Source organism: Chitinophaga sp. ARDCPP14 (assembly GCF_051362515.1).
Classification (GTDB): domain Bacteria; phylum Bacteroidota; class Bacteroidia; order Chitinophagales; family Chitinophagaceae; genus Chitinophaga.
This window is the reverse complement of sequence record NZ_JBKIXB010000010.1, coordinates 193,503-215,430: the sequence shown is the minus strand read 5'-3', so window position 1 is coordinate 215,430 and position 21,928 is coordinate 193,503. Positions and strand designations below refer to the sequence as shown.

The 21,928-nt window shown below is 47.4% G+C and carries 16 protein-coding genes; 8 read left to right on the top strand and 8 right to left on the bottom strand.

From position 1 onward, the window contains the following. The first annotated feature begins 22 nt into the window (after positions 1-22). Positions 23-4,180: a hybrid sensor histidine kinase/response regulator transcription factor gene (locus ACLHR0_RS24950; protein WP_436490285.1), complete on the top strand. Its 4,158-nt coding sequence runs from the start codon at positions 23-25 to the stop codon at positions 4,178-4,180. Positions 4,181-4,192: 12 nt separating this feature from the next. Then, positions 4,193-5,218, top strand: a complete 1,026-nt coding sequence (locus tag ACLHR0_RS24945) for a glycoside hydrolase family 5 protein (protein WP_436490282.1) — start codon at positions 4,193-4,195, stop codon at positions 5,216-5,218. Positions 5,219-5,224: 6 nt separating this feature from the next. Here ACLHR0_RS24945 and ACLHR0_RS24940 read toward each other — a convergent pair whose 3' ends face one another. After that, positions 5,225-5,863 (bottom strand): Pr6Pr family membrane protein, encoded by a 639-nt coding sequence (locus ACLHR0_RS24940; RefSeq protein WP_436490281.1) that lies wholly within the window; start codon positions 5,861-5,863, stop codon positions 5,225-5,227. Positions 5,864-5,964: 101 nt separating this feature from the next. Between ACLHR0_RS24940 and ACLHR0_RS24935 the strand changes: the two genes are divergently transcribed. The 3 genes from ACLHR0_RS24935 (at position 5,965) to ACLHR0_RS24925 (ending at position 9,418) form a co-directional block, all read left to right on the top strand. Further along, on the top strand, positions 5,965-7,605 hold the full coding sequence (locus tag ACLHR0_RS24935) for a hypothetical protein (RefSeq protein WP_436490279.1): 1,641 nt from the start codon (positions 5,965-5,967) through the stop codon (positions 7,603-7,605). An 80-nt stretch (positions 7,606-7,685) separates the two neighbouring features. Then, on the top strand, positions 7,686-8,513 hold the full coding sequence (gene yhdJ / locus ACLHR0_RS24930; protein WP_436490277.1) for an adenine-specific DNA-methyltransferase: 828 nt from the start codon (positions 7,686-7,688) through the stop codon (positions 8,511-8,513). Between the two features lie 50 nt (positions 8,514-8,563). Continuing rightward, a complete protein-coding gene (locus ACLHR0_RS24925) occupies positions 8,564-9,418 on the top strand; it encodes a tetratricopeptide repeat protein (protein ID WP_436490275.1) in 855 nt (284 codons plus the stop codon). Here the strand turns inward: ACLHR0_RS24925 and ACLHR0_RS24920 are convergent. The 4 genes from ACLHR0_RS24920 to ACLHR0_RS24905 all read right to left on the bottom strand — a co-directional run bounded on the left by ACLHR0_RS24920 (position 9,413) and on the right by ACLHR0_RS24905 (position 16,010). Further along, positions 9,413-10,048, bottom strand: coding sequence for a DUF5710 domain-containing protein (locus ACLHR0_RS24920; protein WP_370912614.1), 636 nt, complete (start codon positions 10,046-10,048; stop codon positions 9,413-9,415). The two genes, ACLHR0_RS24925 and ACLHR0_RS24920, sit on opposite strands and share 6 nt — an antisense overlap. Positions 10,049-10,127: 79 nt before the next feature. Next, complete coding sequence (locus tag ACLHR0_RS24915) at positions 10,128-12,785, bottom strand: CHAT domain-containing protein (protein WP_436490273.1); 2,658 nt, start codon at positions 12,783-12,785, stop codon at positions 10,128-10,130. 26 nt (positions 12,786-12,811) lie between these two features. After that, complete coding sequence (locus ACLHR0_RS24910; RefSeq protein WP_436490271.1) at positions 12,812-14,797, bottom strand: DUF7849 domain-containing protein; 1,986 nt, start codon at positions 14,795-14,797, stop codon at positions 12,812-12,814. A 106-nt stretch (positions 14,798-14,903) separates the two neighbouring features. Then, positions 14,904-16,010 carry a hypothetical protein gene (locus ACLHR0_RS24905; protein WP_429051492.1) on the bottom strand — a complete coding sequence of 369 codons (1,107 nt, stop codon included), beginning with the start codon at positions 16,008-16,010 and terminating at the stop codon, positions 14,904-14,906. Positions 16,011-16,127: 117 nt separating this feature from the next. Between ACLHR0_RS24905 and ACLHR0_RS24900 the strand changes: the two genes are divergently transcribed. Together ACLHR0_RS24900 and ACLHR0_RS24895 are read left to right on the top strand one after the other, a co-directional pair. After that, positions 16,128-16,718, top strand: a complete 591-nt coding sequence (locus ACLHR0_RS24900; RefSeq protein ID WP_436490268.1) for an RNA polymerase sigma factor — start codon at positions 16,128-16,130, stop codon at positions 16,716-16,718. Positions 16,719-16,721: 3 nt separating this feature from the next. Continuing rightward, positions 16,722-17,456 (top strand): anti-sigma factor family protein, encoded by a 735-nt coding sequence (locus ACLHR0_RS24895; protein WP_436490266.1) that lies wholly within the window; start codon positions 16,722-16,724, stop codon positions 17,454-17,456. A gap of 207 nt (positions 17,457-17,663) precedes the next feature. Here the strand turns inward: ACLHR0_RS24895 and ACLHR0_RS24890 are convergent, their stop codons facing one another. The 3 genes from ACLHR0_RS24890 to ACLHR0_RS24880 all read right to left on the bottom strand — a co-directional run bounded on the left by ACLHR0_RS24890 (position 17,664) and on the right by ACLHR0_RS24880 (position 20,174). Next, positions 17,664-18,128, bottom strand: coding sequence for a VOC family protein (locus ACLHR0_RS24890; RefSeq protein WP_429062789.1), 465 nt, complete (start codon positions 18,126-18,128; stop codon positions 17,664-17,666). 241 nt (positions 18,129-18,369) lie between these two features. Continuing rightward, complete coding sequence (locus ACLHR0_RS24885; protein ID WP_436490264.1) at positions 18,370-19,464, bottom strand: hypothetical protein; 1,095 nt, start codon at positions 19,462-19,464, stop codon at positions 18,370-18,372. 185 nt (positions 19,465-19,649) lie between these two features. Continuing rightward, entirely contained in the window at positions 19,650-20,174 is a 525-nt protein-coding gene (locus ACLHR0_RS24880) for a hypothetical protein (RefSeq protein ID WP_436490262.1), read from the bottom strand. 73 nt (positions 20,175-20,247) lie between these two features. Here ACLHR0_RS24880 and ACLHR0_RS24875 point away from each other — a divergent pair, with 73 nt between their 5' ends. Further along, on the top strand, positions 20,248-21,891 hold the full coding sequence (locus ACLHR0_RS24875) for a TPM domain-containing protein (protein WP_436490260.1): 1,644 nt from the start codon (positions 20,248-20,250) through the stop codon (positions 21,889-21,891). The last annotated feature ends 37 nt before the right edge of the window (positions 21,892-21,928 follow it).

The window sequence follows — 21,928 nt, the reverse complement described above, 5'->3', positions numbered from 1 at the left end:
TCAATTGCGTCCGCGTTATAAGATGAAACTTACCAATATAAAATACCTGCTGTTGTTATGGATGTACTGCACGTCCGTTTCTGCACAGGATATACCGTATGCTTTCTCGCACCTGGATGTAAATAACGGGCTGTCCCATAATGGAATTACCAGCATCCTCAAAGATGCCAAAGGATTCCTGTGGATGGGAAGCCTGAATGGATTGAACCGGTTTGATGGTTCTAAATTTAAGGTATATAAACACCGGCTGAATGATGCCACTTCTCTCAGTGATAATTTTATTACCCAGATTTATGATGCCCCCGGGAACCGCCTGTGGATCAGAACACAGCTTGGCTTTTCTATCTATGATCCGGAAACAGACAGCTTCAATGATGATGTAGCCAAATTGCTGCACCCGTTGCAGGTATATGGCTACCAGGTAGAAAAAATACTGAAGGGCGCCAACGGCGATTTTTATTTTTTACATGCCGATCATGGCATTATCATCCTTAATGAACACACCAAACAAATAAAAGCCTACTGCGTTGCTGCAAACGATAGTACCTCCCTTCATTCCATTGCCATATCTGATATTGCGCTGGATGATCGCGGCGACCTGTGGATTGCATACCTCGACGGATGGGTGGAACAATTTGACACCCGTACCCGTAAAGTGGTATACAGGGCCATGCCTTTGTATGCAACCCTGGCTAAAAAGAAAGCTACCAGGTACCAGCTGTACATCGACCACCAGCAGGATATCTGGGTTTTTACCGGCAGCGGCGATGGGCTTTACTATTACAGCCCTTCAGGCAACCTGCTGAAACACTTCTATAAAGATGCCCCGGAAAACAGGATCACCGCAAATGTTGTGAATGCGGTAATGCAGGATAAACAAGGCAAAGTGTGGATTGCCACTGATCCCGGTGGCATCAACCTGCTTGATAAATCAGGATTTCATGTACAGAACCTGGTAATGGATGAACGTAATCCAAACAGTATTTCCCAAAATAGTATTACCACGCTGTACAGCGATGCAGCCGGTATGATCTGGTTTGGGACTTATAAAAAAGGAGTTAATTATTATTATCCGGATCTCTTCAAATTCCCTTTGTACAGCCATGATCCCATGAAACCGGAAGGACTCAACTACAGCGACATAAACGCATTTGCGGAAGACGCAAAAGGCAACCTGTGGCTGGCCAGTAACGGCGGCGGACTTACTTGTTTTAACCCGCAAACAGGTACTTGTAAGGCGTACGTACACGATAAATCTAACCCGCAAAGCATAAGCACCAATGTGCTTGTAAGTATTTGTATAGATCATAAACAGCATATATGGGTAGGCACCTACCTTGGTGGACTCGAGTACTTCGATGGAAAAACGTTTACCCATTACCGTCATGATGAACAGAACCCCAATAGTTTGTCTGATAACAGGATCTATGAAATTATGGAAGACAGTGAACACCGTATCTGGGTGGGAACACTGTCTGGTGGCGTAGATATTTTTGATCCGGAAACAAAAATATTCAGGCATTTAAGAAGGGAAGATTCCGTCAGCATCCGTTCAAACTACGTTTTTACCCTGCTGGAAGACCGGCGCAAGGATATCTGGATCGGCACGTCGAACGGTATTGACGTATTGCAGAAAAAGACCGGGAGGTTTGTGCATTACCAGCATGAAAATGATAATCCCAACAGCCTGGCAAATGATAATATCCTTTCCATGATCGAAGACAGCAGGGGATATATCTGTATCGGTACACGCGAGGGACTGAACATTTTTAATCCCAATACCAAACAGTTTTCCCTGTTCCGGGAAGAAGATGGATTGCCAGACAATAATATACTCGGCATCCGGGAGGATAAAAATCATAACCTTTGGCTAAGTACAGCCAACGGCCTTTCCAATGCCGTAGTGTCGGTGGAAAATGAGGTGTACAAGCTGAACTTCATTAACTATGATGTAAAAGATGGCCTGCAGGGAAAGCAGTTTAATGAAGATGCCTCCCTGGTAACCTCCAAAGGAGAAATGGTCTTTGGCGGAGGCAGCGGCTTTAATATTTTCAATCCGGCAAGTATTAAGATCAACAACATCTTACCGGAACTGGTATTTACAGATTTCCAATTATTTAATCATACCGTAAATACCGGTGAAAAAATAAATGGCAGGGTGATTCTTCCTGTTTCTATTACCATTGCCAAAAATATTGTACTGAATTATAACCAGAACTTTTTTTCGATAGAATTTGCCGCACTGGATTACCTGAACCCCGACAAAGTAAGGTATCAGTACAAGATGGAAGGGCTGGATGAAAACTGGGTAGCCGTTGATAACAAAATCCGCAAAGCCACTTACACCAATGTGGATCCGGGCAGCTATGTGTTTAAAGTGAGAACATCCACTGTACATGATACCTGGAACGAAAAAGTACTCGCGATCAATATCCGTATCCTTCCACCTTTCTGGAAAACTCAGGTCGCCTACATCACTTATGTGTTGCTGGTTTTAGCGGGTTTATTTTACCTGAGATACAGGGGTATCAAAAAAATACGGACGCAGTTTTTACAGGAGCAGGAAAAACAGGAAGCACAACGGAGCCGCGAGCAGGAGAGGGAAGAAGCCAGGCGACTGCATGAACTGGACCGGCTAAAGATTAAATTCCTCACGAATGTAAGTCACGAGTTCCGGACGCCCTTGTCGCTGATCATAGCGCCACTCGACAAAATGCTGAAAGATCCGCAGCTGGCAGAACAGAACGTCCAGGTAAATATGATCAAACGCAACGTAAGACGCTTACTGAACCTGGTAAACCAACTGCTGGATTTCAGGAAGATGGAAGTGTATGAACTGAAGCTGGATGCCCGCCCGGGTGATATTATTCGTTTCATTAAAGAAGTATCTTTTTCATTTATGGATATTGCGGAACAGAAAAATATCAAGTTTGCGTTTGATACCGATATTTCTTCCCTTGAAACCAGTTTTGACTATGATAAGATAGAAAGGATTTTATTCAACCTGCTTTCCAACGCTTTCAAGTTTACACCGGCAGGTGGGCATGTAGGCGTGTTCCTGAATTGTCTCCCGGCAGATGAAAGCGGCAACACCGTAACCCTCCGCATCAATGTGATGGATTCCGGCATTGGTATTCCCCCGGAAAAAGTAGATAAGATCTTTGACCGTTTCTATCAGCATGATATTCCAGCCTCGCTCATCAACCAGGGCAGTGGTATTGGTTTATCTATTACGAGGGAGTTTGTAAAATTGCATCAGGGGAGCATCCGGGTAGAATCTATTACCAATGGCGGCAGTTGCTTTATAGTAGAGCTGCCGCTGAAAACAGAACCGGCGGAAAACGGGGAGGTAGTTACAGAGAACCAGCAAACCGCCGTTACACAACGGGAAAAGAATAAGAAACCTACCATTTTGCTGGTAGAAGATAATGATGATTTCAGATTTTACCTGAAAGATAATTTGCAGGAGTACTTCTGTTTACTGGAAGCTGCCAATGGCAAAGAAGGATGGCAGAAGGCGCTGGCATTGCATCCCGATCTGATTGTGAGCGATGTAAGTATGCCTGAAATGAATGGCCTGGAGCTGTGCACAAAAATCAAACAGGACAAGCGCACCTCGCATATCCCGATTATCCTGCTCACCGCATTGGTAGGCGAGGAATATCAGATAAAGGGACTGGAAACAGGCGCCAACGACTATCTCTGTAAGCCATTCAATTTTGAAATGCTGGTGTCAAAGATCCGGAACCTGCTTACATTACAAACCACTATCAAAAAAGTATATACCAAACAGGTGGAGGTGCAGGTGGCGGATATCTCCATCCAATCTGTAGATGAAAAATTTATCGCTGCCGCATTGGCATATGTGGAAGAAAACCTGCAGAACGCCAACCTGAGTGTGGCAGAATTAAGCAGGCATCTTTGCATCAGCAGGGTATCGCTTTATAAAAAGATGTTGCTGCTCACCGGTAAAACACCGGTTGATTTCATCCGCTCTATCCGCCTGCGGAAAGCAGCACTGATGCTGGAAAAAAGCCAGCTGAGTATTGCAGAAATATCATACGAAGTGGGATTTAATACCCCGCATTATTTCACAAAATCTTTCAAAGCTGAATTCGGTGTATTGCCTTCTGCCTATATCAAGCAGTCGGGGAAAGATTCACCGAAGAAAGCAGTATAAATTATGCAGCATATGAAACGGCTCCCGTTATCTTTCTACATCATTGTGTTCTTTTTATGCGCCTTTGCCTGTGCAAAACCGGCCCGGTCGGATGCCGGCGATAAGCCTCCGAAAGACACGCTCCCGGCAGGATCACCGGTGCGGCGGTATGGCGCGTTGCATGTATCCGGCCGCTACCTGAAAGACCAGCGTAACAATACTATATCCCTGCGCGGACAAAGTTTCGGCTGGAGCACCTGGTGGCCGCAGTACTGGAACCCAGGCGTAGTGAACTGGCTGACGGATGATTTCAAAACAGATATTGTCCGCGCCGCCATGGGCGTTGATGCAACGCCTGCTTATCTGAATGATCGTGCCCGACAGCTTGCACTGCTGAAGAAAGTAATTGACGCCGCGCTGGCCAAAGGCAGCTATGTAATTATCGACTGGCATTGTGAAGCATTTCACCAGGAAGAAGCGGTCGCCTTCTTCAAATTGATGGCGCAAACGTATGGTCATCATCCGCACATACTTTATGAAATCATCAATGAACCTAATAAAACGCAAACATGGGAACAGGTGAAATCCTATGCAGCGGCGGTGATTGCCGGTATCCGCGCATATGATCCGGATAATATTATAATTGTAGGTTGCCCGCACTGGGACCAGAAGATCCGCGAAGTAGCAGATGCACCTTTAACCGGCTACAGTAATATTATGTACACGGTACATTTCTATGCGGCGTCACATGGCCAGTGGCTGAGAGATGACTGTGCTTATGCGCTCAGCAAAAACATTCCTGTATTTGTAACAGAGTGTAATGGCTCGGAAGCTACCGGCAGCGGCCACATCGACTACCCGCAATGGGAGGCGTGGTTTACGTTCCTGGAAAGCAACCAGGTAAGCTGGATTAACTGGTCCGTGTCCGATAAGCCCAACGAGTTATGTTCTATCCTGTTGCCCGGTGCGCCCGCAAATGGGGGCTGGACAGCTGCTCAGCTCACAGCATCCGGTAAATATATCCGGGCGAAATTAAGAGGCTACAGCACCCGCCCCTGACAATAATTATTTTTTACGCGACCATAATTTCCCGACACCAATAAAAGCCAGGGACATTAAGGTGAATAGCACGCCCATTCCAACGGCGTTTATTAATGTTTGACGGAAACCTAAATCATTTAAGTTGATAAACGGATAAGGGTAAAAATCGGAGAAGGAGCCACGGATCAGTACAAATAAAACATAAACCAGGGGATACCAGAGCCATGGAAGGAAGTCTTTCCATTGAAGGGAACTTTTGTTCACAAACACACACCAATATAAAACAAATAGTACCGGTACGATTACATGTTGTACTTCATTTAATATTTTTTGTAATCCTTCAAATTGGTAGAGGGGGCGAAGGATCACGTTATATATCAGTGCCACAATAGTAATATACACCGCTATAGCGGTAGCGGTGGTAGTCCGTGCAAAAAATCGTCCCCAGCTGCTATTGGGCGCTACTAACAACACCGTGCTGGAAATGGCTACCATAGCATTGGTAAGCAGGGTGAAATAACTGAAATACCGGATGAAATTCTCAAACCAGGGCGCCTGGTTACTGCCGATGGTGATGAAAAACTGTGGGATCAGGGCAAACCAGGCAAAGCAGGATAAGATCGCCAGGAAAATCTTTATTGAAATGGGTTTTTGCAGGCTCATCTTCCATTAGTATTTATACGAATATAATAATATAATCCCCATTTAGTGTTATTCACGGCTGAATAACTATTTCTATCTTGCGCGCTGTTTATTTTATTCCTATGCTTAAAAATCTGTTACTGGCCTGCCTTTGCAGCCTGTTGTTACCCATAACGCTATTGGCCCAGGCGCCGGAAATAACCCGGAGTAAACCTTTCGACGAACCCGATGATGGCGCCAGCCGGTTACTGCTGATGAAAAATGGAAATACGCTTTTCTTCCACTTTACCGCAAAAAAGGGTGTTGACGTAGTTGTATACGACAAAAAGCATCATGCCTCCTCCACAGTGAATAGCCGGATAAGATCATGGAAGGCAAAGAAGACGAAGAATGCTTCCCTTGCAGGATTATATGAAATGAATGGCGAGGGCGTTGTTTTTATAAAGCAGGCCATACACAGGAAGACCTGTCTTTTCCGCCTTATTTTTGATGGTAAAACGGGTAAGCTGGTCAAAGAAGAAATGATTTCAGACCTGCCGGATTCCCAGGTACGTAAGGATCCCAACTCGGAGTACTATGCCGTGGCGGGATTCAGCTCGCTGGAGCGCGGCAGTAACGAAATGATTAAAGTCACGCATTACAGCCCGGATCACAAAGAAATAAATGAAGCATCTTACGAATCCCCCAACGGCGGCTTTAAATACATGGAATTTAAAGGCATGTATGTGCACCAGGATCAGTTTGTATTTATTGCCACTTTTGCACATAACACAAAAACTTCCGGAAAGGATTCCCGGATACTGATTTCCCGCATCGCCAAAGGCGAAAAGGCGTTCGAACACAAGCTGCTGGATTATACCGACGATTATAAGGAGCCTATGGTTGCCCTGAAGTACAACAGCGCCAATAAGAATTTATACCTGCTGGCAGCTATAAATGCTAAAAGCGCAGGCCGGCCCTACACGATGTATACCACCAGTGAAAACCTGGTATTGCAGATGAGTGTCATCGATCCGTTTGCGTTAGCGGTAAGCAAAAAGTATTTTGTTGATCATCCTTTATTGTCGGACTACGCAAAGGAACACCTGAAATATAAGAAACCCTATTATGGTGTTATCCAGGATTTCCGGATCAATGAAGATAATTCCATCACGCTGATGTATGAAGAGCTGGAAGCAAAAACAGAATATTATACTTCTACCACCTATATCAATGGAAGACCCTCTACCAGTAACCGTACCAGTTATAGTACCCGCTTTGGTGATATCGGGATTGTAAGGCTCGATGATGAGGGGAAGGAAACACCCGGCAGTTATGCCATTGCGAAAAGTCAACATACCGGTTCTTTATTGCGTCCTTATTTTATTTACCGCAGACCCCAAACCGATTGGAATTTCCGCAGGGTTTTCTTTAAAACAGGCACCTATAATGAAGGATTCCTTTCTTACGACTACATGTTTGTGAATAATGTTGGCTATAGCATTTTTAACGATGTCCCGGTAAATGTTTCGGATAGCACGGAGAACTACCGTAGGAAGAAAACAATGGTCGCGGTAAGTGCGGTCAATACAGTAATTGCCTATTGCGACGGCGACAAGGTGAAAAAGACCTTCCTGTTTGGTGATCCGGGCAGAAAAGATGAAGCCAGGTTCAGCTTACTGGAGATGAACGCGTACAGCGATGACAATAAGTCGTTAGCTACCCTGATGATAGAACGGAAGGGAAATGACAAGAAAGCATATATCGTGTGGATCACCTTCTGATGCAGGTTTCCGCTAAAAAAGGCCAGGGTATCTTTATCCTGGCCTTTTTTTAGCTAATTTTATCGGCAGAAAAGAAGGAAATGGAAGTATTCGGTAACCACAATCATACAATAATACATGGAGATGCGTTGCAGGCGCTGCAAACGCTGGTGCCGGATCATTCTGTAGATCTCATCTTCGCCGATCCTCCCTATAATATCGGCAAAAACTTTAATGGACATATTGAAAAATGGGATACGGAAGAAGAATACCTTAACTGGTGCTATCAGTGGCTGGACCTTTGCCTAAAGAAACTCAAACCTGCCGGCAGCTTTTATGTAATGACCGCCACCCAGTTCATGCCTTATTTTGATATTTACCTGCGTCAGAAAATCAATATTCTCTCCCGCATCGTATGGAGCTATGATAGCTCCGGGGTACAGGCCAGGAAATACTTTGGGTCCATGTATGAGCCCATCCTGTTTTGCGTAAACGATAAAAACAACTACACTTTCAATGCAGCCGATATTCTCATTGAAGCCAAAACAGGGGCAAAAAGGAAACTGATCGACTACCGGAAAAGCACGCCGGCTGCCTATAACACGCAAAAAGTTCCCGGCAATGTATGGGACTTTGCACGGGTACGCTACCGCATGGATGAATATGAAAATCATCCCACCCAGAAACCTGTTGCCCTGCTGGAACGTATCATTAAAGCCAGTTCCAACCCGGGAGACGTAATCCTGGACCCGTTCTCCGGTACTTTCACTACCTGCGCGGTGGCTAAAGAGCTGGGAAGGAATTGCATCGGTATAGAAATGCAGGAAGAATATGTAAAGATCGGGCTGCGAAGATTGCAGCTCGCAGAAGAATACAAAGGCGAAAAATTACAACGTGAGATACGCTCCTTCGAAAGCGGCATCATCTGAATGGCCGCTGTACAATTCCGGTTGTACAGGGACTTTTTAAAACGGGATATATGGAATTACACGATCAGAAAATTGTGGCGGCTATTGAAGTCATCTGGGAAGAAGCAGAGGTGTTGTTTGAAAACAATGATCCTGCCAGGTATGCATTGAAGCTGGAAGAAGCCTGGGAACTGCTGCCAGCACCTAAAGAGGTGTATGACGAGAGCTATCATATTGCCCTTGCCATTGCAGAAACCTATTTCATATTAAAAGATTTTCCGGCCATGCTCCGCTGGGCAAATACCTTACAACAATGCGATCCTGCGCGTGCAGAAGATGGTGAACGTGAATTTGTGCTGGGTAAAGCCCGTTTTGAAAACGGGGATATGAAAGGAGCAGAAGAATATTTTACTACGGCTATGCATAAGTCTGCCGGGCGCGTATTTGAAGGAGTGGATGAAAAATACCTGCATGTATTTTCCGGCCTGGCAACTGTAGTGGAGGAAGAACTGCCGGCAGATATCCACGAAAAAGTAGAAGCTTTATCTGAGGCAGGCAACGAACTGGCGGATGCAGATGATTTTGATGGCGCCATTGCCCGGTTTACCGAAGCTTTGCAGCTCCTGCCGGAACCGGCGCGGAACTGGGAAGCTAGTACCTGGTTGTATGCCAGCATTGGGGATATGTATTACTTTAAAGGCAACTATGAGGCCGCCGCCAATAGCTTTTATGACGCCTTAAACGGCCCGGATGCACAGGCCAACGGCTTTGTGAATTTACGCCTGGGGGAAAGCCTGTATGAATTGAACCAGCATGATCAATCGCTGGAATACCTGTTAAGGGCGTATATGCTGGAAGGGAAGGAGATTTTTGCAGAAGAAGATCCCCGCTATTTTATTTTCCTGAAAACACATGTGAAATTATAGATCCGCTCTTTCTGCAAATTCATTGATGAGCCGTGCATGATCTCCGAGAGAATAAACTGCATCGATCAGGGGCGCATATTTCAGGGTATAGTTCCTGATCGTCAGCCGGGCAGCCTCTTCTCTTACAGTAGGATTAAACACGCTGCCTGCTTCATCAAACAGGAACCAGTCGCCCTGGATGCTGTCGCATGATTCGCAATGATTAGACCAGCAATGACTCCCCAGTGTATTTGACCACGCCCGTTTGTAACGCGGATAGTAATCATTCAGAAACGTTTGCAGGTTATCTGAAATGCTGGACACCTGCTGGAATACTGTAAAGAAATCCTGCGCCAGCCATACCGACTCATCCCGCTCATTCATATCTTTCTCATAAAAATAATTACCGGCAAGCGCTATTACCCGGTTATTGTGCTGGCATTTCCAGCACGTCCTGCCAGCCTGCACAATACTTATTTCGGTGGGCAGAATAATGGCAGGATGCTTTTCCGGTATCCACCGGGCCACCTCTATGAGCCGGTCGTACCGGTCCTCCGGTAAGTACCAGGCGCGCGCCACCTGATCCCATTGGGCGCCCATAGATGCAGCATGCTCTTTTTCCGCGTTGGGAACATTCAGTAGTAATGACATAAAAGCAGGATATGACTGAAGACTCTCTTCAATGAATTTAAGGAAAAAAAGGGGAATTCGGTGGACTGTTCATGATTCCTTAACGAATCCATTTGCGTACCAGCAGGAAAGCCGGTATCAGCAGCAATAAAAGCAGCCAATACCAGGAGAAACGGGAAGAAGACAGGACTGCCGCCGCCGTATTCCCCTGGAAGCTCAATGCGGCCCAGTAATAGGGAAGTTTATGCATGTCCGTTACCATGGGATCTTTAAGCCAGTTTAGCTTGGCCTGTTGCAAGGCAGTGGCGGCATTGTGTTGTATAGTGAGTTGCTCATAAAATTGTTGCATCAGCAGGGGAGCAGTGGCATCGTTTACATTCCAGTAAGCGGCTACCACTGCAGGCGTGCCACCCGCCATAAAAGCATGCGCCATACTCTGGATGCCTTCCCCGGTTACCAGGCGGCCGTCGCCTGTTTTACAGGCGCTCAGCACCACCAGGGCGGGGTGGCGGACAATACCATTCAATTCAAATAAGTAGAACGGCGCATCATACAACATGAGGTGCGGGGCAGCGGTGCTATCCTTTTGAGTGAACCCGTGCGTGCTGATATGTACAATGCCCGATTGCTCCAACGCATTCCTGAACTGTTGACTGTGTGCCTGTTCATTCACAAACCATTGCCCGTTATTTATCACCGGCGCCAGCAACTCTTTTTCTTTCATAACTCCCTGCAGATCCGGTAATCCGGCGTGCTGCCGCGAAATGAAGAAACCGCTGAAGCCCCCGGGATTGCTATGGGCCTGCATCTGCAGGTTCCAGGTGCGCAATGAATAAGCGTAAGATACCGTTGCCTGTTTCACAAGAAAGGACCATTGCCCGATGGCGGATTTATATACAGGGTCTGTTATCAGGGCGTCCATTGGGAGTGTGTTGAGCGGACCATCCGGCATCAGCAGGTAACTGTAGCCGGCCTGTAATGGGTGCCCGGCAAATATTTGCGTATACAGGCGGTATGCTGCCTGGTGATAGGCCTTCGGATGGTTCACCATGGCCGACGGCCCTTCTCCAAAAAAATGCTGCTTAAAATAGCGGATCGCATCACGGTCCAGCGGCGTACTATCCGCATACCGTATACCCTGGTGATCCGATTCTATACTGTATAAGGTATGCTCTCCTGCAAAGTAAGTCCGGATCCGCTGGCGGGGAGCCAGCCGGTGCAGCAGGCTGTCGGGCGAAAACAATTCATTGCCGTTATGTGCTGTCTGCCGTACTTTTTTCCTTAAAGTAGCCAGGTCCCAGGCCAGTCGCTGCTGGCGAAGCTGCAATAAGCTATCATTTTTACTACCGAGTAGCGCTTCTTTCCGGTAGTAGAGCTGCGCCTGCTCCAGCAGCCGGATTCGTTTCTGGATAGTATCGTTGCCGGAATGAATGGACTGCTGCTGCATTTCTTCCCATAGTAACTGCGACTTACTGTCTTCCATAAACTGCAGGATGGCCATCTGGTAAGCTGCCTGGTGTGTGGTTTGCCAGCAGCGCCAGGCCAGTGCAATAGCGGCTTCATAACGGTAACGGCTATCTGATATAGCGGCCTCTTTGGCCGATGGGGATATATACTGGTGCCGCAACTCCCTTTCTGCGGTAAAGCTCAGGCGGTATAAGGACAGTGCTGTAGCGGGTTGCCCGAGCGACTGGTACACCGATGCTGTGGTGAAGAGGAGATCCAGCAGGGTGTATTCACCATAAACATCTTCAGTAGTAACTTTGCGTATATCCTTTCCCGGTAGTAATATTTTTGAGCAGCTATCCAGCCAGGGAAGCGCTTTTGCCGGTTGCTTACCCGAAGCTTGCAACTTCGCGATACGCAGGAACAGGCGGGCCTGTTCCCTCTTTCGCAGGGTGCGTTGGCTTTCCGGCATGGACAGCGCACGGAAGTAGTATTGTGCTGCGGTTTTGGGATCAGCGAGATAAATATCGCCTGCCTGCTGATAGGCCATAAACAGCCAGTGCGTGGCTTCCGGGTTGCCGGCGGGCTGCTGTTGCAGGATGCGGATACTTTGCGCAATACTTTGCCTGGCGGCCGGAAACTGGCGTAACTGCTGGCAGGCATCTGCCTGCTCAGACAACAGCAAACCATAGGTAGCACTGTGCTTATCCGCCAGCAGCAGGCCTTCCTGGCAGTATCGAAGCGATTGTTCCAGCTGCCCCATGTTGGCGGCAGTGTTAGCGAGATTGCTGTAAGTGGCTGCAGTAGCCTCACGATCGTTGAGCTCACGGGCAAATTCCAGCGCTATGCGGTGAATAAACAACGCCTGTTCGTAGTCGCCGAGCCGCGTATAATTGTTACCCAGCGGCTTCAGGATATATTCTAGTACCAGGCCGGGATCAGTAACGGAGGTGTGTTGCCGGCCCCATTCAAAGGCTTGCTGGTAGGCGTCTGTAGAGGAAATGATATCGCCGCTTTGCAACAGGGAATAGCCCTGGTTAATGAGCAGGTCCATCCATGCCTGTATTTCATCGGTAGACCGGGGCGCCCGCCAGGCATTGGCTGCAGCTCTTTTCAGCTGTGCGGCCTTTTCTGCAGGCGAAGCGGCAGGGCATTGAATATAGGTGTAGATCCACTCATCCAGCCGGTTGGCGGCCTGGTGTTTTTTCAGTACTGCCAGTTCAGGGTCCTGCCAGGAAATCAACAGACCGGATACCGCCAGTAACAGCAGTACTTTTTTCAGGTAGGTGATATATGATCGGGCTTCAGCCATGGTATAATGGCTGAAGTTATGATTTATTACAGTTTGTAGATAGCGTATACAAAGAAACGATCGGGCGTATTACCGGTTACCTGCCGCAGGTAACGCAACCCAATTGCCGGTCCGCTTTTTATTTTTCCTATCTGTATATCGGCAAAGGGCGCCGCGTTGATGCTGGCAAACCATTGCGGATCATCTTTGAGCGTTTTACTGACCGTGTTGGTGACCACGTCGGGTTGCTGCACACCGGTCAGGTATACTTTTGACTCAGTAGTAGTTTTGATAGCAATATTTATTTGCGCCATCGCACCAATACCTACACCGATCCAATTGTTGAGGTTATACCGGAAATGTAACGGCACCAGTTGCAGCGACTGCCGCGTGGTGGTGGTGAGTTCATTCCTGCCCCTGATCAGGTACACCTGGCCGTTTACGGTGGTATCCCGTTTATCGCGTATGATGGTTGTTCCGGAAGATTCCTTTTCCAGCAGGCCGGCAAAGGCTTCCACCTGAAAGTAAGGACGGTCGGGTGCAAAAGGCGCCAATACGGCGCCGAGTTGTAGCGGCCCTTTCAGCGTATAGTCGCCGCTGTTAGGGGAAAACGTGTAGCCGGCAATAATCCCGGGGGAAAATCCTTTGATAAACCTGGCAGTGGCGCGGTTGGTATAAATGGGCTCGTTTTTATCAAAGATGATGGCCGCGCTGCTGCTGAAAGGAATCTTTTTGGGCTTCTTTTTAAACAGAATGGAGTACCGCACAAATCCTTTGGTGGAATCAGGATCGGTAACACCTTCCTGCTGAAGGCCGGGGAGATAAATATTTCTGAAAACAAAATAGATGCTGTCTTTTGTCCGCACGGTATCCATACAGCTTTGCGACTGATAGGCGGAGTCGCAGGCGATGCAAGCAGGGCTTACTTCTTTTAGCTGTATAGTTTCTGTGTTCAGTTGCCGTGGCACGGCGATGCCGATGGCCACTCTTTTTGCGGGCCCTTTACCCGTATTTTGAAATTGAATTTTATAGGTCAGTTCTTTTTTCTTTCCCATAAAACGATAGTTGATCCGGTGTTTCCGCAGTTGCAGCCGGTTGGGGTCGTGGGAATTTACCACGGCCATTTCCAGCTCATATACTTCCGGTTGCGCCAACGCGTTGTCGGGCACCATCATGGCGGTCATGGTAACGGTTGCATTGGTGTCCTGCACCATTTCCGGCAGCGTGTGCATGTTGAGGAAAAGGAATTGTTCTGCGGTTTTGCCGGCATTGCTGAAGTGCAATACGGTATGACTGCTATATGCGCCCTGCATGGCCTGTAACATGGCTTTGGCAGCAGCGTTGTTCACTGCGGGTAAGCCGGCATGGGGGCCATGGGCCAGTGCTACGTCGGGTTCAATACCGGGCGTTTCCAGTTGAGCCAGCAAGGATTGCAGGGAGCTGCTGTCTTCCCCGTGGTAGCTTCTTTTTTCTGTAAGATCAAATGCAGCATGCCCAAACTGTTTCTCGTTATAAAACAACAGGAGGGTGCCGCTGCCCGCATCGCCGGCCATATTCCGGTAGCCAATAAGCGCCATGAAGTCTTCGCCAGGTTTGGGGTTCCGGTTTATCTTCATCTCTATATTCCCATTTCCGTGAAAGAAACGGGAAGCCCAGGCGCTGTTCTTTACAGGCTTCTTCACCTTTATGGGCCTGGGTTTGGTGGGCGGCGCCTTACCATCGTCGTAGTTATTGGTGGCGTATAGGCGTACCTGGTAGGTGCCGGTATCTTTGTAGTGCAGTTCCGGCGTTGGACTAAAACTAAACGTGCCATCTCCCAGTTCCCAGAAATATGTATAGAAAGATGCGGGGGCGCCGGCTATCTGGCGCAGTGGGCGCAGCTTTGCAACGAGGTGCATACTGTCGTCGGTACCTTGTACTTCAATTTCCGGAGGAAGGGTATCCTGCGGAAATGATGGAGGTACAGGGGATTGCGCCATCACAACGCTTTGAAAGAAAAGTAATAGTGCTGCCAGGAGAGCTGTAGGTTGCATATAACATAAATATAAATAAATATTATATAAAAGCAGCAATAAGCCAACCGGGGGATTGACTTATTGCCTTCAGATTTGGAGTACTTGTAAACGGATAACAGGCCGGTTATTTGGAATTCATGCTGTTAATTAACGACAACAACGTAGCGGCATCCACAGCCTGCAGATCAAAGCTTACGGTGGAATAGTTATCGCTGCCTGCCGGTGTGCCGATGGTAACTGTTTTCTGTTCTGCATACAGCTGGCCATTTACAGCGCTGATAGCGAGGAAGGTGCCTTCCAGTCCTACGGGGATAGAGGTCTGGTAGCTATGGAAGCCTTCTTTACCAGCGGGAGGCGTCATAATAACGTTGTAGAATTTTACCAGTGTATTATAGTTTTTGGGTTTGAAGAACAGCATGCTGGGTTGTTCGCCGCCGTAGCTGCTGCCTGTTTCATTGTTAAAGTGATTAGTGAAATAAGCCATCACCGTGGTTTTGGGATTAGGCATATTAGCCAGTCCATCGCAATTAACCCACCGGATAAGGCTGTCGAGCCGGAAGTTCATGGAGCCATTGGATGAATTGAACAGTGCATAACTGCTCTGGATCTGGTTCCATAACACGCCCCTCGAAATAGTGTGCTCGGTGGTAATGGTCACGGGCTGGTTGATGTAGTTAAAGCCGTGCTGGGTAACAGATACGGTGGTGTCGCCGTTCCACATCGGCACTTCTTTCATGCCATTCAGTACGTTATCTGCCGGTCTGGCGGGTACCTGTACCATGATGCCTTTGCCGGTATCATTCTTCGGTCGCAGGCCAAGGTCCTGATTGTTCTGGACGGCTCTCACGAAAAATTCTCCAAATGATACCAGCATCTTCCCATCGGCAGTAACAGTGGCTTTGTCCGACAGGATCATACTGCTCACATCCCTGATCTCTTTGATACTGATATCTACTGCGCCCGTAACAGGTGCCCCGCCGGCAGTAATAAAAACGTTGGGAGGAATATTGAATTTTGTTCCCTGGCTGGTAGTGATAACACCGCCCGCTGCTGCATTTATACTGAAGTGTTCAAATGGTCGGGCGTGACCGTCCAGGAATTCGGCCAGCATTTTAGCGTCCTGGCCTTTTTCCGGGCCAGGTATTTCCTGGCTGTTATTCTTTTTACAGGAAGAAATAGCCAGTGCGGCAGCTACCAGGCAGGTGATCGAGGTTAAGGTGATCGCTTTCATAAAAGATATTTTTGTTGAGTAATGTTTTTGCTTGTTTGATAGTAGATCAACAGCCCTTTTATTTTGTTACCCCCTTTCCGGAATATTTTTTTAGAAAGATGTACTTTTAGTCAGCGCATGTTCCTGTCAACCCATGCGAATCACTTCCAGATGAGTATTCACCCCGACCAGCGATACCTTGAAGGTCTGCTCCAGAACGATACGTTGCTGGTGCAGGAGATTTATCAGCGTTTTGCGGGAAAGATCAAACACCATATCCTGCAACATCAGGGTACGGAAGATGATGCAGCCGATATTTTCCAGGAGTCCATTATAGATGTATATCGCCAGGCAAAGTACAAACAGCTGCAGCTTACCTGTCCCTTTGAACCGTTCTTCTTATTGATCTGTAAAAGGAAATGGCTGAATGAACTAAAAAAAAGAGGCCGTCAGCCGGTAACAAAAAGACTGGATGATTTATATGATGTGGGAGAAGATGTATTTGCCGCGGCCGAACAGGTGGTACAAGAGGAAGCCCGGATAGGCATCTACCTGGCACAGTTTGAACGGTTGGGGGAGAAGTGCCGGGAAATTCTCCGGCAATCGCTGACCGGTGAAGCCCAGGAAAAAATTGCAGCGGCCATGGGGGTTTCCTATGGGTATCTGCGGAAGAAAAAATCGGAGTGCATGGCTACATTGTTATCCTATATTCAGGCTCAGAAAATTTAGTGTATGGCTGCTTATAACCAGGAAGATATTATCCGTTACGTAGAAGGCGACATGCAGCCGGATGAACTGCTGCAATTTGAAGCCGCCCTCCGGGAAGATGCTGCTTTGTCCGCATCGGTACAGCAATACCGCGAGGTCACTGCTGCCTTGTCGGACCGCTTAAAGCCTGATCCGGGGCTTCAGCAGTTGAAAACCACCCTGGAGGCACAACGTGCTGAACATTTCCGGCGTACAGGGAAAGTGGTGGGCTTTAAAAAGTACCTGGTCACAATCGGTATGGCCGCAGCGGTGCTGGGCGGGATCTTCTTATTCCGCTTTTATTCCCGCGATACCGGTTACATGGATACCTATGGCAATATTGAAATGCAGGTAGCCGCGGAGCGGGGAAATAGTGAGGATACACTGTTACAGTCAGCTGCATTATATTTTAACGAGAAGGCCTACACGAAGGTGATCCCTTTACTGGAGAGCTATCTCAAAACAGACAGTAGCAGTCAAACCGCCCTTTATTACCGGGGAATAGTCCTTATCCAAACGGGTGCGGTGCAAACAGGTATGAAAGACCTGGTGAAAGTATACGAAGGGGAATCAGTATTTAAATATGATGCTGTGTTTTATATTGCCCTGTATCACGCACAGGCGCAGCATAAAAAGGAGGCATTGACCTGGTTAAAGAAAATTCCGGCCGATGCCTCTGCTGCGGCGAAAGCTGCTGCGCTGGAGAAAGAATTGAAATAACGCGGATTTTGTCTTTCTCAGGATTACGCTGATTATACTGATTAATTTGATTTTTACTTTTGGATTTTATAAAGGATTAAGGGAGATAGAAGCGGATATATTCGCTCTTATCTCCCTTAATTATTAAATCAGAAAAAATCCAAAAGTAAAAATCAAATTAATCAGTATAATCAGCGTAATCCTGAGAAAGACAAAATCCGCGTATGATCAGTATTTATCGTCATTGATCTCCAGCCAGTAGCCATCCGGGTCACGGAGGTAGATCTGCTGTACGCCATCCACTCTTTTGTTGATAGCACCGGCTTTGCCTGGCCAGTCTTCAAAAGGAATCTGGTGCTTTTTCAATACTTCCACGAAAGCCTGCATATCAGGCACGCTGAAGCAAAGGTGCGTGTTTTTGTCGTGCGCAGTGGCTTTGGCTGCGCCGGAAATAACGTGTACATGGCTGTTCTCACCCACTTTGAACCAGCTGTGTCTTCCATCTTTAAAGGGCTCTTCCATTGGTTCCAGCCCAATAATATCCCGGTAAAATTCCGTGCTTATTTTCAGATCTACTACGTACAACGCCATGTGGTTCAGCGATGGATACTTCTTTGCTTGTCCGCTCATGTGAATAGAAATACCGGTAAGCGCCAGAAAGAGGAGGCCGCCGGATAATAAAAACTTTTTCATACAAACAAGATAATGAGCACAAATGAAAAGTGCAAGAGCGGATGTTGTCTTTCTCAGGATTACGCTGATTTTACTGATTTACTTTTTTTGATTTTATAAAAGATTTTAAAAGATTTTGGGAGATATCAGCGGGTATATCGCTGATATCTCCCAAAATCTTTTAAAATCTTTTATAAAATCAAAAAGTAAAAATCAAACTAATCAGTAAAATCAGCGTAATCCTGAGAAAGACAACATCCGCTTAATTCGCGGCTTTGAATGCCACCGATTCAATAACCACGTCCAGTTTTTTCAGTGCAGGCATATCGGAGCGGAGTATTTTGTCGCCGGTGACCTGGTCGTATTGCTTGGGATCGCCGGTGTTATTGGCTTTCAGTATAACGATCACGCTTTTGCCTTCCAGGGCGCCGCCGTTCCAGCTGGATACCATTCCGCCGTTGGTCCATTCAAATGCGTTCAGCTTAAAGGGGCGGCCATTTACCTTGATGAGTTTATCCAGTGGGTCGCCGGCTTTGATGCCATAAGGCGATTTCCATTTGGAGGGGTAGTGCGAAAAGGTAAGGATGTTGCCATTTTCGCCGTCAAACTGTACTTCCAGTTCATTGTCGGTATCAGGATAGATCAGGTAAGCCTCGCCTTCTTTTTCGCCGGAGAGGTTGATGGCATCATGCTGGGTAACGTTATTGACGCCGTACATTTCCACCAGTTGTTCCGGGGTGCGTACCTGGAACAGGGGGCGTACTTCCCAGTTACGTGTATCCGCTGCCGGTGCAGAGGTGGTAGCTTCCGCATTACCAGTTGCCGTGGTGGCGGTGCTTTCATTGCCGCTGCTGGTGCTGGCCGGGGCGGTGGCTGCTGCCTGGTTGGCTGCTGCTACTTCCGCAATGGTAGCAGGTGGCTTTTTACCGGTTACCGGGCCTGTATAGGTGGCCAGGAAATCCGTTTTATCTTCCATGAGCGCTTTCACTTCGCCCTTATATTTGTTGGCGGTGTAGGTGGCAATGGGGAATACGCTGTTGGTTTGAAGTCCCATACTGCGCAGGTTGGTAATAAACCGTTGCCGGTTACAGTCGCTGTACTGGTAAAGGTATTTCAGCGCGGCATCGAAAGCTACCGGGTCTTTTTTCAGGTCAAAAACAGTAGAGTCGATATCCAGTCCGGCATTACCGCTGCGGGTGAGCTGTTCTGCGATGTACCCGGTGATGGAATCATGCGGCAGCTGGTAGTGAGCGGCCACCCGGGCGGAGAAATCGTCTACGATATTTTGACTGAGTTTCGTTTGCGCGGTGAGTACCACCGGCACGAGAAGGGCAACCAATATGAAAAGCCTTTTCATGTGAGCTGTATTGAGAATCTTTAAAACTAACAACGTTAACTGGTTTGAGATCACTAATTTATGTAATCTTTGCCACAGCAGTTACCATTACCGCAATAATAGCGGGAATTAGTAAAACGTATGGATACTGAAATATAGTATTTTTAGAGGCAGGGGACGCCAAAGAAATGCCGGTGCGGCGTGTTTTATGGTGGAGATGGTATACTGTCGCGGGTTTTAATAAATGCCCCGTAGTGCTTTTTTATATCTGCATAGATGTCGTAGTCGGAAGCGTTTTTAATAAATGAATAGTCAGGGCGGTAGTACCGCATAAAAAGCTGGAGACTGTCGCCATCGAGCCGGGTCACTTTATTCACCATGGAGGGGGTGTATACACTGTTTACGTACATCTCCTGTTCTTTATCCAGCAACATATGTTTGAAGGCGATCTTCTTTTTATTCTTCTTAAATTGGGTAACCCGGTATAGTTTGTTGATATCTACGGCGGTGATCTTGTAAACTTCGAACCATTTAGGCCGGCGGAAGGTCATCTCTTTGCTGTATTCTTCCCGGAAGGCGGCAGAATCTTTAAAAAAATTATACCGGACAATATTCACTGTTTTCAGTTGCACCGGTGGTTTCGTGGTGGTATCGGCAGTTTTGGCCTGTGCAAAACTGCGGGTCGCGGCAAAGCATAATATTATTATCCAGGTGGTTATTACGGGCTTCATCGGCAGTTAAAATACTTTCTTCTGTTGAAAGAAAAAATTAAATAAACATATCTTCGGCACAGAAAATATTCTGATGAAGTATCAACCGTTTTTATTGAGATGCTTGTTGCTGGCATTGCTGATTGGTTTCCTGCCTTCGTGTAATCAAAGCAAAAAACAAAAGTTCAGCGTGGAAGATGTGCCGGATCCCAAAAAATCCGGCGGGGGGTATGTAAGTAATCCCGACCAGCTGATTTCAGCAGCTGCCGTGAATGAACTGAATGAAAAGTTATCAGCCCTGGATAACGCCGGTAAGGCGCAGGTGGCAGTGGTAATACTGCACAGTATCGGCGACAATGAAACGCGCGACTTTGCCCATAAGCTGTTTAATTACTGGAAAATAGGAGATAAGGAAAAAAATAACGGGCTGCTGATCCTGATGGTGGAAGATGCCCGTAAACTTGAATTTGAAACGGGGTATGGTCTTGAGGCAGATATGCCGGATATTATCTGTTTTCGTATCCAGCAGGAATATATGATCCCGCGCATCAAAGAGCACAACTATGATGCAGCCTTTACGGACGGTATTAAGTCAGTGGCCTCCCTGTTTGATAACGGCAACTATGCATACAATATGCTGCCGGATCTGCCCCGGGCTGATTCCTCCCTGATGGCTGCCGATACCATAGTTATTGCCGGAGATGAGGCCACCATGCCGGCCACCGTGCCGGCGACAGATGGTGACGTAATAGACGTAGCTCCCCAATCATTTGCCAGTACAGATCAGGCTACCAATTCCGCTTCCAATGACTATACCGGCGATTTCTCGTTTACTGCCATTATCTTCTGGTTATTCGCCTCGGCGGCAATGATGCATGTTTTCTTCGGGAAAAAGGTAAAGCGGCGCGAAGATGATCCGGATGCAGAACCATTGGCTATAACGGCTGTTCCCAATGAATTCCTGCGTCCACGCTGGATTGGCCTGATCATTATTCACGCTATCGCTTTCTATACCATTTTTTATATCGCTACAAAGCGGCACACAGATGTAGGCTTTCTGAAAGTATTCCTGGTCTACTACCTGGTGTGGCTGGTGTTTATGCATGCAGCGGTGTTGCTGATCATGCTCCGTTCTGCAGTGATGCTGAGAAATGATGACCGCCACCTGAAATGGCTGCGGCTGGAGGTATTGAGGAGGGATCTGCGGATTGCCGGTTACGTGTTCCCGCTGCCCTATTTATGGCTGTATATGATGTGGCTGAAGAACCGGCTCAATCATCTGCGGAACGACGTGTATGATTGCCCGCAATGCACACATGCGATGCATAAACTGGATGAAGCAGATGATAACACCTACCTGGAAAAGGGGCAGGTGGTGGAGGAAGAACTGGATTCGGTTGACTATGACGTATGGCGCTGCGATACCTGCAATACCCAAACAGTACTGAATTACACGAATATGCGCTCCGCGCTGGCAGATTGCCCATCTTGCAAACATAAAACCTATAAGTGTAAGAAAACGGTGACGAAAAAGCGCGCCACCACTTCCTCCGAAGGGTGGGGCATCAAGGAATATGCCTGTGCATTTTGTGCTTATGCACATGACTACCAGTTTGTTATTCCAAAGATATCCAAATCATCATCATCTTCTTCTTCCGGAAGCTCTTCGTCGTCGTCCTCTTCTTCCAGCTGGGGGGGCGGGTCTTCGGGCGGTGGCGGAGCAAGCAGCAGCTGGTAAATCCTTTCTCCCGGAATAAAAAAAGAGCCGGTGTAAA

Coding starts and splice junctions, on each gene's coding strand:
- ACLHR0_RS24935 (WP_436490279.1), top strand. CDS start 5,965: ATGCTTAAAAATCTGTTACTGGCCTGCCTTTGCAGCCTGTTGTTACCC.
- ACLHR0_RS24900 (WP_436490268.1), top strand. CDS start 16,128: ATGTTCCTGTCAACCCATGCGAATCACTTCCAGATGAGTATTCACCCC.
- ACLHR0_RS24895 (WP_436490266.1), top strand. CDS start 16,722: ATGGCTGCTTATAACCAGGAAGATATTATCCGTTACGTAGAAGGCGAC.
- ACLHR0_RS24920 (WP_370912614.1), bottom strand. CDS start 10,048: ATGTCATTACTACTGAATGTTCCCAACGCGGAAAAAGAGCATGCTGCA.
- ACLHR0_RS24885 (WP_436490264.1), bottom strand. CDS start 19,464: ATGAAAAGGCTTTTCATATTGGTTGCCCTTCTCGTGCCGGTGGTACTC.
- yhdJ (WP_436490277.1), top strand. CDS start 7,686: ATGGAAGTATTCGGTAACCACAATCATACAATAATACATGGAGATGCG.
- ACLHR0_RS24890 (WP_429062789.1), bottom strand. CDS start 18,128: ATGAAAAAGTTTTTATTATCCGGCGGCCTCCTCTTTCTGGCGCTTACC.
- ACLHR0_RS24945 (WP_436490282.1), top strand. CDS start 4,193: ATGAAACGGCTCCCGTTATCTTTCTACATCATTGTGTTCTTTTTATGC.
- ACLHR0_RS24940 (WP_436490281.1), bottom strand. CDS start 5,863: ATGAGCCTGCAAAAACCCATTTCAATAAAGATTTTCCTGGCGATCTTA.
- ACLHR0_RS24915 (WP_436490273.1), bottom strand. CDS start 12,785: ATGGCTGAAGCCCGATCATATATCACCTACCTGAAAAAAGTACTGCTG.
- ACLHR0_RS24905 (WP_429051492.1), bottom strand. CDS start 16,010: ATGAAAGCGATCACCTTAACCTCGATCACCTGCCTGGTAGCTGCCGCA.
- ACLHR0_RS24875 (WP_436490260.1), top strand. CDS start 20,248: ATGAAGTATCAACCGTTTTTATTGAGATGCTTGTTGCTGGCATTGCTG.
- ACLHR0_RS24910 (WP_436490271.1), bottom strand. CDS start 14,797: ATGCAACCTACAGCTCTCCTGGCAGCACTATTACTTTTCTTTCAAAGC.
- ACLHR0_RS24925 (WP_436490275.1), top strand. CDS start 8,564: ATGGAATTACACGATCAGAAAATTGTGGCGGCTATTGAAGTCATCTGG.
- ACLHR0_RS24950 (WP_436490285.1), top strand. CDS start 23: ATGAAACTTACCAATATAAAATACCTGCTGTTGTTATGGATGTACTGC.
- ACLHR0_RS24880 (WP_436490262.1), bottom strand. CDS start 20,174: ATGAAGCCCGTAATAACCACCTGGATAATAATATTATGCTTTGCCGCG.